The sequence below is a fragment of the Terriglobia bacterium genome, assembly GCA_020073205.1.
Lineage (GTDB): Bacteria > Acidobacteriota > Polarisedimenticolia > Polarisedimenticolales > JAIQFR01 > JAIQFR01.
In genome coordinates this window covers 1-13,106 of sequence record JAIQFR010000118.1, presented here as the reverse complement: position 1 = coordinate 13,106, position 13,106 = coordinate 1, and the positions used below count along the sequence as shown (strand labels likewise).

Sequence of the window (13,106 nt, the reverse complement as noted above, 5' to 3'; positions counted from 1 at the left end):
CGGCACGGACGCGCGCTCCCCCAGCGCCCCCGTCACGAAGTCCAGGTTGATCCTCGCGACCAGGTAGTCGCGGCGGGCGCGGGCCAGGTTCCCCCGGGCCGCCATCAGGTTGAGCTGGGCATCCTCGACCTCGAGACGCGTCTTGACGCCCAGCTCGAACCCCTTCTCGGCCATGCCGAGAAGCCGCTCGGCCTGGGTCACGGTGCCGGCGAGGGCCTCCACGATCTTCTCGGACTCCCGGACCGCGTCGAGGGCGTCGCGCACCTCGAGGGCCACCGCGTCCCGCGCCCGGCCGAGGTCGATCGAGAGCGTCGTCAGGTCGCTCTCGGCCTGCCGCACCTGGCCGCGGGTGCGCATCCCGTCGAAGAATGGGAAGGTCATGTAGATCCCCGCGCTCCAGAGCTTGCCGCCCGCGGAGACGTCCGGGAAGTCGTAGTCCTTCCGCCCCCACGAGCCGCGGAAGTCGAGGCGCGGCTTGTCTCCCGTCCTCGCGATGGTCAGGATCGCCTGCTGCGCCGTCGTGCGGTGGGCGAGGTCGTGGAGCTCGGGGCGCCGCGCGAGCGCCGAGGCCAGCGCGGTCTCGTAGTCCGGCGCGGGAGAAGGCCGGACGTCGAGCGTGCCCGCCGCGTCGACCTCCGGCTCCTCGAGCGCGAGGACGAACCGGAGCCGGTCCCGGGTCGCTCGAACCGCGCTCGCGGCTCGGATCGTGTCGGGCCGCGCGTTCTCCACCGCGACCTCGGCGGCCAGCACGTCGTAGTCGGTGGCGGTTCCGAGGGCCAGCTTGCGGCGCGCCTCGTCGAGGTGCCTCTCCTTCTGCTGGAGGTTCTGGCGCGCGATCGCCTCGATCTCCTTGGCCAGGAGGATATCGTAGAACGCCGCGGACGCGTCGCGCTCGGCGACGTGGCGCGCGAGGCGGATCTGGTCCTCCGAGATCTCGAACCCCACCTTCGCGGCGCGGATCGCGGAGCCCACCTTCCCCCAAGTGAAGAGCGGCTGGCTCACCTTGACGTCCGCGGTCCTGATGTCCTCCTGGACCGGAATGAAGCTGGCGAACTCCCCGAACAGCGCGCGCTGGCTCTCGTCGTGCAGCCGCTCCCCGCTGGCCTCGAGCGTCACCTGGGGGAACGCCTGGGCCCGCTCCTCGAGGTACTTCCCCTCGATCCAGCTCCGGCTCGCCACCGCCTTCTGGACGTCGCGGTTCCGCTCGACCGCGATCGCGACCGCCTCATCCAGCGTCAGCACCCTCGGCGGGGGGGTCTCGGCCCGCGCGGCTCCCCCGCCCCACGCCAGGAGCGCGACGATCGCCGCGGCCACCGCGCCCTTGGCGTCCCACCTCCTCCGGACCCACCCCGCGAGGTCGTCGAGCACCGTGTAGACCACCGGAACGACGAGGAGGGTCAGGAGGGTCGACGTGACGAGTCCGCCGACGACCGCGCGCGCCATCGGGGCGCGCCATTCGGCGCCCGCGCCGATCCCCAGCGCCAGCGGGAGCATGCCGAAGATCATGGCGAGGGTCGTCATCAGGATCGGGCGGAGCCTCGTCCGCCCCGCGGTGATCACCGCCTCCCGCCGGCTCATCCCCCGTCGCTGAAGGACCTTGGCGAAGTCCACCAGGAGGATCGCGTTCTTGGTCACGAGCCCCATCAGCATGATGAGACCGATCAGGGACATGAGGTTCACCGTGTCCCGGGTCAGGAACAGCATGCCCGCCATTCCCACGATGGACAGCGGCAGGGAGAACATGATCGCCAGCGGGTCCATGAACGACTCGAACTGCGCCGCCAGGATCAGGTAGACGAAGACGATGGCCAGCAGCAGCGCCTCGCCGAGGTACCGAAACGACTCCTCCATGATCTCGGTGTCGCCCGACATGACCACGTGGTAGCCCGGGGCCATCTTGATCCGGCTCGCGGCCTCGAGCGACTCCGCGGCGGCGGTTCCGAGCGGAAGGTCCTTCAGGTTGGCGGAGACCACCGCCTGCCTCGCGAGATCACGCCGGTTGATCTCCGAGGCGGAGACGGTCCGCTCGACCGTCACCAGGTCGGAGATCGGCACGAGGGCCGGCGGTTGCCCCGGAACCGGAACGGCGACCCTCAGGTCCCCGACCTGCGACACGTCCTGACGGAGGTCGAGCGGGAGCCGCACCCGCACGTCCACCCCCTCGCCCTCCTCGTCCTCGTAGGTGGAGACCGCCTGGCCGCCCACGAGCACTCCGAGAGTCCGCACCAGGCTCTCCGTCCGGAGACCCGCCTCGGAGGCCCGCTCCCGGTTGACCGCGAGGCGGTACTCCGGGAGGTCCTGTTCCATGGAGGCCTCGAGGTCCACGACTCCCGGGATCCGGTACATCTCCCCCTTGAGCGCGGCGGCGTATTCCTTCAGCTTGGGGATCTCGTCGCCGCGGACGAGGACCTGCAGCGGCTTCTGCATCTGGTCGGGGTCGTCCTCCACCGACAGGACGATCCCGGGAATCCGCTCGACCCGCGAGCGCACCTCGGCCAGGATCTCCCCCTGCCCCCGCTCGCGCTTCCCTCGGTCGGAGAGCTTCACGTAGACGAGGCCGTCGCGGACGGTGTCCGAGTCCCCCGCCGCGATGGTGGCGTAGCTGTGCTCGACCTCCTTCGACCCTTCGAGCGCATGGAGGACCGCGGCGAGCCGGCCCTTCGTCTCCTCGATGGAGGATCCGGGGGCGGTCCTGAAGCGGACGTTGAATTCCCCCCGGTCGAACACCGGGAAGAACTCGGACTGCAGCCCGAAGGCGAACAGCGCGAGCCCGGCCACGAACGCCGCCGCCGCGCCGCCGACCACGGTCTTGCGGTGGTCGAGGGCCCAGGCGATCGCCGCCTTGTACCGGTCCGCGATCCGGTCGAACGCGTCGTTGAACCGCTCCAGAAGGCGCGCCAGCGGGAGGCGCTTCCCCTTGCCGCCGATGGCGGGGTCGTACCAGCGCGAGGAGAGCATCGGGTCCAGCGTGAAGGAGACGAAGAGGGAGACCATCACCGAGAAGGTCACCGTGATCCCGAACTGGAAGAAGAAGCGGCCGACGACCCCCTTCATGAACGCCACCGGAACGAACACCGCGACGATGGAGAGGGTCGTGGCGAGCACCGCGAGGCCGATCTCGGAGGTCCCGTCCCGGGCCGCCTGGAAGTGGTCCTCTCCCCGCTCGAGGTGCCGGACGATGTTCTCCCGCACCACGATGGCGTCGTCGATCAGGAGCCCGATCGCCAGCGACAGCGCCATGAGCGTCATCGTGTTCATGGTCATGCCGAGGAAGTACATGGCGATGAACGACGAGATCACCGAGATCGGGAGGGTCAGGCCGGTGATCACCGTGGACCGCCACGAGTTCAGGAAGCAGAACACGATCAGCACGGTGAGGAGGCCGCCGATCAGGAGCGTGGTCTGAACATCGTCCACCGACTCCCGGATGAAGATCGAGCTGTCCCTCACCACGGCGATCTCCGTCCCCGGCGGCAGCTCCTCCCCGAGCTTCGCGATCGTCCGCTTGACCTCGTCCACGACCTGGACGACGTTGGCCTTGCTCTGCTTCAAGACGTTGAGGGCGACGGCGGGGACCCCGTTGACCAGCGCGAGGGAGCGCTCCTCCTCGACCCCGTCCACCACCTCCGCCACCTCGCCCAGCGTGATGGTGTGGGTTCCGCGCCGCCCGACGACCATGCTCTCGAAGCCGGACACGTCCCCCGGCTTCCCCGCGATCCGGAGCGGCATCTCCGACGTCCCGCGGTTGAGCCGTCCCAGCGGCGTGTTGACGTTCTCGGAGCGCAGCCCGGCGACGATCTCGTCGACACCCATGCCCAGGGCCTCGATTCGCGCCGGATCGACGTTGACGTCGACCTCGCGCTTCGACGAGCCCACGAGCTTGACCTTGCCGACTCCCGGGATGTTCTCGAGGCGTCGCTTGATCTTCCGGTCCGCCAGCGTGGTCAGCTCGCGGGGCGGGAGGTTCGTGGAGCGCACCGCGAGGGAGACGATGGGGAAGGCGCCGAAGTCCAGCTTCTGGATCACCGGCTCCTTCATCGTCTCCGGAAGCTCGTTGCGTATCGCGTTGATCTTGGCCCGGGCGTCCTGCGACGCCTCGTTGATCTTCACCTCGAGATCGAACTCGACCACGACGCTCGAGAGGCCTTCCCGCGACACCGAGGACACGTGCTTGACCCCCGAGATCGGGTTGACCGCCTCCTCGATCGGCTTGGTCACCTCCCGCTCCACGGTCTCGGGGGAGGCGCCCGGGTACTCGGTGACGATGGAGAGCACGGGGATCTCGATGTCGGGCATCAGGTCGATCGCGAGACGCCGGTACGAGAACAGCCCCAGGGTCACGAGGCCCAGCATCAGGACCGTCGCGAAAACGGGCCTCTTGATGGACAGATTGGAGAGGAACACGGCTCAGGCCCCCCGGTTCCCGGCCACCGCCACCCGGTCGCCGTCCCTGAGGTTGAACGCGCCGCGGGTCACGACCACGTCCCCGGCGGCGAGGCCCGAGCCGATCTCGACGGCGTCCCCGGCGATCGCCCCGGTCACCACGGTTCGCCTCCTGGCCGTGTCACCGCTGAGCACGAACACGTCCGCCTTCTTCGCCCGGACGTCCCAGGACAGGAGGGCGGCGCGCGGCACCTGGACGACGCCGGAGCGCGCGCCGGTCAGGATGCGGCCCTTGACGAACAGGCCGCCCTTCAGCTCGCCGCCGGGGTTGGGCACCTCCGCCAGGACGCGCACCGCACGGCTCCCGGCCTCGGCCTCGGGGTTGATGTGCGCCACCGTCCCCTCGAACGAGCGGCCGGGGACCGCGTCGCTCGAGAACACGAGCTTCTGCCCGACCCTTACCCCGTGAATCCGTCCCGACGGCACCGTGACGACGAGATCGAGGAGGCGGTTGTCCACCACGCGGAAGAGCGAGCCCTTGTCGGCGAAGTCGCCCACGCTCACGTCGCGGGAGGCGACGATGCCGTCGAGGGGGGACCGGATCATCGCCTTCTCGAGCCGCGCTCCGGCGGTCGCGGCCCGGGCCCGGGCGGCCTCGACCGCGGCGCGCGCGGCGTCCTTGGCGGTGAGCGCCTCGTCGAGCCCCTGCTGGGTCATGAGCCCGGCGTCCTTGAGCTTGACGGCGCGCTCGTACTCCCGGTCGGCGCGCTCGACCGCGGCCTCCGCCTCGCGGGCCGACGCTTCCGCCGCGCTCACCGCCGCATCGAGCTCGCGGGTGTCCAGGCGGGCCAGCGGCGTCCCCTTCTTCACCGGGACCCACTCGCTGACGTAGATCTCGGCCACGGCTCCGGCGTACTCCGCGCGGACCTCGGCGTCGTTTTTCGGCGCAAGCGAGCCCACCACCTCGATGCTCTCCTCGAGCGTGCCGGTCACCGCCGGCGCGGTCTCCACTGCCACGGGCGGGCGCCCCCCCTGCGGGTTGTCCGCCTTCGAGGCGCACGAGGCGGCGGCCGCCGCGGCCAGGAGCAGAATTCCGGCGAGCGTCGTCTTGGTCGTCATCGTCCGTCCTTCCCCTTCATCCCCCGAAAGACCACGTCGAGGACCTTCCCGAATCCGGGGGCCCCGACCGCCAGCTTCGGGTGCGTCAGCTCGAGATCGATGCACTCGTTCAGGGCGCCGAGGACCGCCAGGGCCATCGCGTCCGCGCTCCCGCGGAACTCCCCCTCCCGCTTTCCCTGCCGGACCAGCCTCAGCACGCCGTCGTGCAGCCGGAACAGCGCCCGGTCGAAGTCGAAGAAGGGCGCTCCCTGCGGCGGGCCGTAGTAGATGGCGTGCATGACCCGGACCGCGTCGGAATGTCTCTCGAAGATCCCGAAGACCTCGTGGCAGAGGCGCCTGAGGCGGAGCGACGCGCGTCCCTTGAGCCGCTCGACGGCCAGGAGCCGATCGTCGAAGTCGCGGAGCGCCGTGTCGAGGATCGCCTTGTAGATCCCTTCCTTGTTGCCGAAGTGGTAGTAGAGGACCGGCTTGGTCACCCCCGCCTTTTCGACGATCTCCCGGACCGTCGCCGACGCGTACCCCTTCCGCGCGAACACCTCGGCCGCGGCGGAGTAGAGCTTCTCCTTCACCTTGCCTTCCGCCGCCTCCACGGGAACCGCCGCCGCCTTTCCCATCGCCCCCGCCTTCCGTTCGCCGGCGCCGGCTCCGGCGCCCAGCTCTAGTTACTTACCGGTAGGTATAGCAAGCGACCGGAGAACGTGTCAAGGGCGAGCGACGGTCGCCGAGCGGGAGCGCCGCACCGTGTTACGATCGTGGCGGGATGAGGCGCTCCACGTTCCCGCGCGCTCGCGCCGTCCCGCTCCTCGCACTGCTCGTCCTGGCCGCGTGCGGCGGGCCGGGCGGCGGGACCGGCGTTCCGGAGGCGCGGACCTCCTTATCCGTCCCCGTGCGGAAAGTGCTCGTGGTCGGCCTGGACGGGGCTGACTGGGAGATCGTCGACCGGCTGGCCTCGGCGGGACGCCTCCCGAACCTCTCGCGGCTCCGCCGCGAAGGGGCGTCGGGGATCCTGGACTCGGAGCAGCCCCTCCTCTCCCCGGTGGTGTGGACGACCCTCGCGACGGGTAGACCTCCCACCGACCACGGCATCGTCGGCTTCCTGACCGTGCGGAACGGCGTCGCCGAGCCGGTCCGGTCGGACGAGCGGCGGGTCCGCGCCTTCTGGAACGTCGCGTCCGACCGGGGTGTCCGGGTGGGCGTGATCGGCTGGTACGCGAGCTGGCCCGCCGAGAAGGTGAACGGTTACCTGGTCTCGGACCGGGTGGGGTCGCATCAGGTCGCGGGCGGGGCGGGGCCCGTCTCGACGGGGCTCGCCTACCCGGAATCGCTGGTCCCCGAGATCGAGCGGCTCAGAGCCGAGGTGGACCGGGACGTCGGTGACGAAGCCGCGGCGGCCTATTTCTCCGGCGGCGGGAAGAACGACATCCCCGCGGCCGCGCAGGGCGAGAAGCTCGCGACCTTCTTCGGGGTCCTCCGCACCACGGAGCTCTACCGGCGTCTCGTCCCGATCCTGATGGAGCGTTACGACCCGGCGATCGCGGCGGTCTACTTCGAAGGTACCGACGCCGTCGGCCACCTGTTCGAGCCGTACGCCCCGCCGCCCCCGGCCGGGGTGATCCTCGACGACGCCCGCCGCCTCGCGGGCGCGTTCGACCGCTATTACGAGAGCATCGACCGGATCGTCGGGGAGCTCGCCGCGCGGATCGACCCGAGGACGACCACGCTTCTCATCCTTTCCGACCACGGCTTCAAGACGGGTGACAGACGGCCTCGCACCCCCGAGGCCACCGCCTTCGCCAACCAGGCTCCTGCCTGGCATCGTCCACAGGGGATCCTGCTCCTGTGGGGGCGCGGCGTCCGGGCCGGCAGCTCGTTGCCGCCGAGCAGCATCTACGACGTCCTTCCCACGATCTTCAGGCTCGTGGGGATCCCCCTCGCGCGCACGCTGAAAGGCAAGCCGGTGGAGGCGGCGCTCGCTCCCGATCTCCTGACCGAGCCGGCGCGGACGATCGCCGACTACGAATCCGCCGGCGAGAGGGAGCGGCCCGCTCCCGCGGAGATCGCGCCGGACGATCAGATGGCCAAGCTGCGAGCGCTGGGATACATCGGAGGATCGCCCGGTGAGCACCTGCGGCCGGCGGCGGACGGACAAGCGGCCGTGCCGCTCAACCGGTACAACGAGGGGGTCGTCCTCCTCGATTCCGGCAGGAGGCGCGAGGCGCTCGATGTGTTCCTCGCGCTCGAGCGCGACGCCGCCGGCTTCTCGCTGGGGTACCTCGGCGAGGGGCTGGTCCGCATCCAGGAAGGGAACCCGGGCGCTGCGATCCCGGCCCTCGAGAGCGCGGTGAAGCTCGACTCGACCGTTCACGACGCCCACGCTGCCCTGGGCGAGGCGTATCTCTCGGCGGGTCGGCGGGACGACGGCATCCGGAGCCTGAGACGCGCGCTCGCGATCGACCCGGCGAACGGACGGACCTCGCTGCTCCTCGCGGAAGCGCTCCTGGAGCGCCGGGATGTCGACGAAGCCGGCAGGCTGTTCGCGGTGGCGCGCAAGCTCTCCGATAAGCCAGAGGACCGCGCCGGCGGGTGCGTCGGTCTCGCCATCCTCGCGGAGGAGCGGAAGCGATTCGACGAGGCGACTTCGCTCTATCAGGAGGCCCTCGCTCTCGCGCCCGGCTTCCCCTCGGCCCTGGAGCGCTTCGCGAACCTGGACCTGTTCCTCGGCCGCCCCGAGCCCGCGGTCGAGCTGCTTGCGAAGCTCGTGGACCGGGCGGGCGGAAGCCCGCGCGCGCTGGCGCTATACGGCAAGGCCCTGATCTTCGCCGGACGGTCGGGCGAAGCGCGTCCGGTCCTCGAGAAGGCCCTGGCGCTCGATCCGCACCAAAGGGAGGCCCGCGAGCTGCTGGACGGGCTGGGTCGGTAAGCCTCCTGTTCCGCGCCGCGGACCGCACCGGCCTCCCTGCCCCGGTCGCGAACGGATCGTCCGCAAAAGTGTGTGCAGCCGGGAACACGAGGGTGGGCCCCGGGTATCCCACATGCGTGCGAAAGACGAGGAGGAAGTGCGCATGAAAAGGTGGCTGCTGATAGCGGGCTTGCTCTCCCTCGTTCCGCTCGGCTCGCCGGGACCTGCCGCCGCAGAGACGGCCACGGGGACCGACGAAGTGACATGGCATTGGTTCGGGAGCCTGAGGATGCGTCCCGAATACAACGATAACCTCACGGACTTTTCGGCGGCGCGTGACGACAAGATCGGCTACGCGTCGTACCGGGTCAACCTCGGAACCGACATTGGCCTGGACAAGGGCGTCTCGGTGACGCTCAACGCTCAGGCGCTGGGCAAGTGGGGCGAGGACCAGACGCCGATTCGCGGAACCTCGACGGTGAGCAGTTTCGCCAACCAGGTGGGCTTCTTCGAAGCCTACGTGGATGCCAAGCACATCTACGACCAACCGTTTTCCTTGCGGGTCGGGAGGCAGCGCCTCGTGTTCGGGGACCAGTGGCTCCTGGGCGATCTGGACTTCTACGGCGGCACCTCCTGGGACGGCATCCGGGGCGACCTCGAGTTCCACCGGGCGACCGTCACCCCGTTCTGGGCCAGCGTGGCGAAGTTGGAGCAGCCCGAGATCCTCAGGAATCTCACCGACGCCGAAGGGAACCCCATCGACGCGTCCGGCGGGGACTTTGACCTCTACGGTCTCTGGTCCACGTGGAAGCTCCCCGGCACGAACGGCCTCGACGCCGCGATCCTCTACTCCTTCGACCACCGCTCCGTGGGCGGATTCCCGTTCCAGGACAAGCGCTGGACGTACACGGTGCGCTACTCCTGGGGCGCCAAGACCGGGCCGTTCTTCAACGGCGACCTGGCCGCCCAGACTGGCAACACGGTCAACACGGAGCGGACCGATTTCGCGACGATCCACGCCAACGCGATGGAGCTGACCGGCGGATGGGTCTGGATCCGAGCGGGGGATCCCTACCGGATCCAGCTCCGCTACGCCCGGTACTCGGGGGACGACGCGGGCACCTCCGGAACGAACGAGACCTTCGTCCCCTTGGCGATGAACTTCCACGAGCGCTACGGCCTGGTCGACGCCTGGACCGGCTTCTGGCGGAACCAGGCCTACATCGGCGGCGTCCCCGGCTACGAGGTGCTCCAAGTGCTCTTCGACGTGAAGATCCCGAGCGGGGTGCGCCTGAAGGTGTTCGGCCAGACGCAGCGGCGCACCACCGACATCGCCGCCGCCGGCTCGCTACGCAGCCTCGGGCAGGAGTTCGGCGTCTCCGCCTCGGGCGACTACGGGAAGCACGTCACCCTCGACGTGGGCTTCGCCCAGATCTACCCGGGCACCGCGGCCGCCGCGGAGCCCCCGCTGTTCGCCCAGGACACCGCCCGGCGGCTCTACGTGAACACGATCGTACGCTTCTAGGATCATGGCTCGATCCATGGCTCGAGGAGGTTTGGCTATGTTCAGATCAAAACGAGTCCTGGTCGCCGCCCTTCTCGCCGTGGCGCTCGCCTGGACGCTGGGCGGGGACCTGGCGGTGGCCGGTTCGACCCAGACCGGCACGGTCCGGGGCAAGGTCGTTGACCAGAAGGGAGAAGCGCTTCCCGGGGTCACCATCGTCTGCCGCTCTCCCTCGCTGATCCGCGACCGCGTGCTCCTCACCGACAAGGACGGCAATTTCTTCGCGCCGGGGCTGGCGCCCGGCCACTACGGCGTGATCGCCGAGCTGACCGGCTACACCAAGATCGAGTCCGGCACCGACGTGCTCATCGACAAGACCACGGTGGTCAATCTCGCGCTCCGCGCCGGGGAGATCACCGAAACCGTCTCGGTGTCCGCCCAGCGGCCGGTGGTGGACACGATGTCCACCGAGACCGAGACGCAAGTCACCACCGACTACGCGGAGTACCTCCCGGTCGCCCGCCAGTATCAGTCGCTCCTCACGTTCGCTCCCGGCGTCCTGGACGTCTCGGGCAGCGGCAATCCGAACATGATGGGAGGGAGTGCGAGCGCGAACGTCTACCTGGTAGACGGGGTCAGCATCGGGGACCCCGTGACGGGCACGTTCGGCGCGAACATCAACTACGACGCGATCGAGGCCGTGGACGTCAAGCTCACGGGGGTCTCGGCGGAGTACGGGTCGTTCCAGGGCGGCCTGTCCAACCTGATCACGAAGTCGGGAGGGAACAACTTCACCGGATCGCTCCGAAACGTGATCACGAACCCGGCGTGGACCTACCAGTTCGGCTCGAGCGCGACGAGCCTGCTCGCGGCCCCCCACCCCCAACCGGAGGGATGCAATTCGGACGACCTCAACTGCTTCGATGTCCCGGTGCAGCCCAACAACCGCGGCGCCGACGGCAAGGCGAACGACGTCGAGACCACCCTCGGCGGACCGATCGTCCGGGACGCGGCGTGGTTCTTCGTCTCGTACAACCGGTCGGAGAACGCAAGCAACCAGATCCTCGGCGACCCCCTCGGCGGTCCTTTCGCCAACGGCACGTACACCCGCGTGTTCGAGGCGGACTTCTCCAACGCGAAGCTGACCTGGCAGGCGACGAACAACCACAAGCTGCAGTACACGTTCTCCAGCGACCCCGCGAGCGTTCCGGTGTGCTACGGCAACCAGTTCTTCGGCGGGAGCTGCTGGGAGACCTACGACGTGGACTTCCAGCACCAGGGCGGGCACGTGTACGTCGGGAGCTGGAACGCGGTGTGGAGCCCGAAGATCTTCACGGACGTCAAATACGCCAGGTATCAGAACAGCTTCCAGATCTCGCCGTTCACGCCGGTCCCGGCGCGGCCCGACTTCCCCCACGCGACCACCGGCGACGTCCCCGCCCCGGTCATCGACCTCAACACGGGCAACCTCTTCGACAACAGCATCTTCGCGCCGGTCCCCGAGGACCGGAACCGGGAGCAGTACGAGGCGGCGGCGACGATGGCCTTCAACTCGAAGTCGGCCGGAAGTCACACCGTCAAGGTCGGCCTCGACTACGAGAAACAGGACGCGGTGGGCAGTTCGGTCATCGCCGGCAACGCCCTCTTCTACCTCCAGGGCTTCGTGACGGCGCCGCCCGCGGGTGACGCCTTCGACGTCAACAACCGGAGGTACTTCGCGTGGACCGACTTCGCGCCTCCGGGACCCGGCGGGTCGACCACCAAGCTGACGACCCTCTACGCGCAGGACGACTGGGCGTTGAGCCCGCACTGGTCGTTCAACCTGGGACTGCGTTACGAGAAGTCGCAGAACGAGAACGACGTCGGGGAGAAGATCATCGACTCCAGCGGCATCGCCCCGCGAATCGGCGCGACGTTCGACGTGACGGGCCAGGGAAAGGACGTGATCAAGGCGACCGCGGCCCGCTACCTCGCGGGGATCAATCTGGCGACCTTGAGCCCGTTCGTGCGGGCGGCGGGAGGCCAGTCCTCTTACGACACCTACCTCAACGCCACGTTCCCGACCCCGGGTACGCCGACGTGGGTGCTGCAGAGCTCGGTCCGTCCGTCCGCCGCCGGATCGCAATTCGCGCCGGGGATCAAGCCCCAGGCGATCGACGAGTACACGCTGGGCTACGAGCACGCGTTCACCCCGAGCTTCGGGGTGGGCGTCAAGGCCATCGACCGGACCTGGAAGGACGTGATCACGTTCAGCTACACCTACACCTACGACGCCGACGGGGTTCCTACGAAGGTCCAGCGGCTGGACAACAACGGCGCCGCGAAGCGGGACTTCAAGGCGCTGGTGCTCTCGGCCGAGAAGCGATTCGCGGGCAACTGGCAGCTCCAGGGCAACTACACGTACTCGAAGGCGGAGGGAAACGTCCAGAACGACCAGGGGTTCGACACGTTCGGCAGCTACGCGGGGGTCCCGGAGACGACCGTGAACCGGTTCGGCTATCTCCCGTGGGACAGCCGCCAGGCGCTGAAGCTCTTCGCGAACTACCAGGTTCCCTTCCACAGCAAGCGCCACGCGCTGAGCGTGGGCGCGGTGGGAAGCTACATCGGCGGGATCCCGTATCAGAGGCAGGACTCGCAGCTCAACGTGGTCGTCGGACCCGGGGCCGACGGGACGCAGGACGCGCCGCTGGGGACGGTGGTTCCGGGAAACGACACGCTCGATCAGACGGCGCTCGTGCTCAACTACTACGAGCCCGCGGGCTCCCATCATGCCAAGGCGTTCGAAGCGCTCGATCTCTCCCTCGTCTATCGGTTCGCCTTCAACAAGCAGGTGACGTGGCAGACCCGCCTGGAAATGTTCAACGTCACGAACGCTGCGGCGCCCATCACGGTGAATCAGCAGTGGTACCCGAACCCTCAAAACGGCACGGAGGCAGGGGCCGACTACGTGTTCGGCCACCCGTCAAGTTACGGCAACATCCAGGGGCCGCGCAGGTACGACGTGCAGTTCGCGATCTTGTGGTAGTCCTTTTCGCCAATTACCGACGGGGCGGGCATCCGGGGGCTCTGCCCCCGGACCCCCGCCCCCGCGATCGAAAACGGGAGGTGCGGCTGGATCGGGCACAGGAAGGGAAGCCTCGGCGGCCTGAATTTCGGGGACTCTGGCCCCGGTCAGCCAACGATTCAGCACCTGGTCCAGAG

General features: G+C 69.1%; 6 protein-coding genes. 3 read left to right on the top strand and 3 right to left on the bottom strand.

The features are described 5' to 3' along the window. The 3 genes from LAO51_17640 to LAO51_17630 all read right to left on the bottom strand — a co-directional run. A partial coding sequence (locus tag LAO51_17640; protein MBZ5640563.1) for an efflux RND transporter permease subunit occupies window positions 1–4,404 on the bottom strand: 4,404 nt, incomplete at its 3' end. Window positions 4,405–4,407: 3 nt separating this feature from the next. Beyond that, window positions 4,408–5,502 carry an efflux RND transporter periplasmic adaptor subunit gene (locus LAO51_17635; protein MBZ5640562.1) on the bottom strand — a complete coding sequence of 365 codons (1,095 nt, stop codon included), beginning with the start codon at window positions 5,500–5,502 and terminating at the stop codon, window positions 4,408–4,410. Continuing rightward, entirely contained in the window at window positions 5,499–6,116 is a 618-nt protein-coding gene (locus tag LAO51_17630) for a TetR/AcrR family transcriptional regulator (GenBank protein MBZ5640561.1), read from the bottom strand. Before LAO51_17630 ends, LAO51_17635 begins: the two co-directional genes overlap by 4 nt. Before the next feature lie 146 nt (window positions 6,117–6,262). Here LAO51_17630 and LAO51_17625 point away from each other — a divergent pair, with 146 nt between their 5' ends. The 3 genes from LAO51_17625 to LAO51_17615 all read left to right on the top strand — a co-directional run bounded on the left by LAO51_17625 (window position 6,263) and on the right by LAO51_17615 (window position 12,930). Next, window positions 6,263–8,422 (top strand): alkaline phosphatase family protein, encoded by a 2,160-nt coding sequence (locus tag LAO51_17625; GenBank protein ID MBZ5640560.1) that lies wholly within the window; start codon window positions 6,263–6,265, stop codon window positions 8,420–8,422. A gap of 142 nt (window positions 8,423–8,564) precedes the next feature. Continuing rightward, entirely contained in the window at window positions 8,565–9,926 is a 1,362-nt protein-coding gene (locus LAO51_17620) for an alginate export family protein (protein ID MBZ5640559.1), read from the top strand. Window positions 9,927–9,963: 37 nt separating this feature from the next. Continuing rightward, window positions 9,964–12,930, top strand: a complete 2,967-nt coding sequence (locus LAO51_17615) for a TonB-dependent receptor (GenBank protein ID MBZ5640558.1) — start codon at window positions 9,964–9,966, stop codon at window positions 12,928–12,930. The last annotated feature ends 176 nt before the right edge of the window (window positions 12,931–13,106 follow it).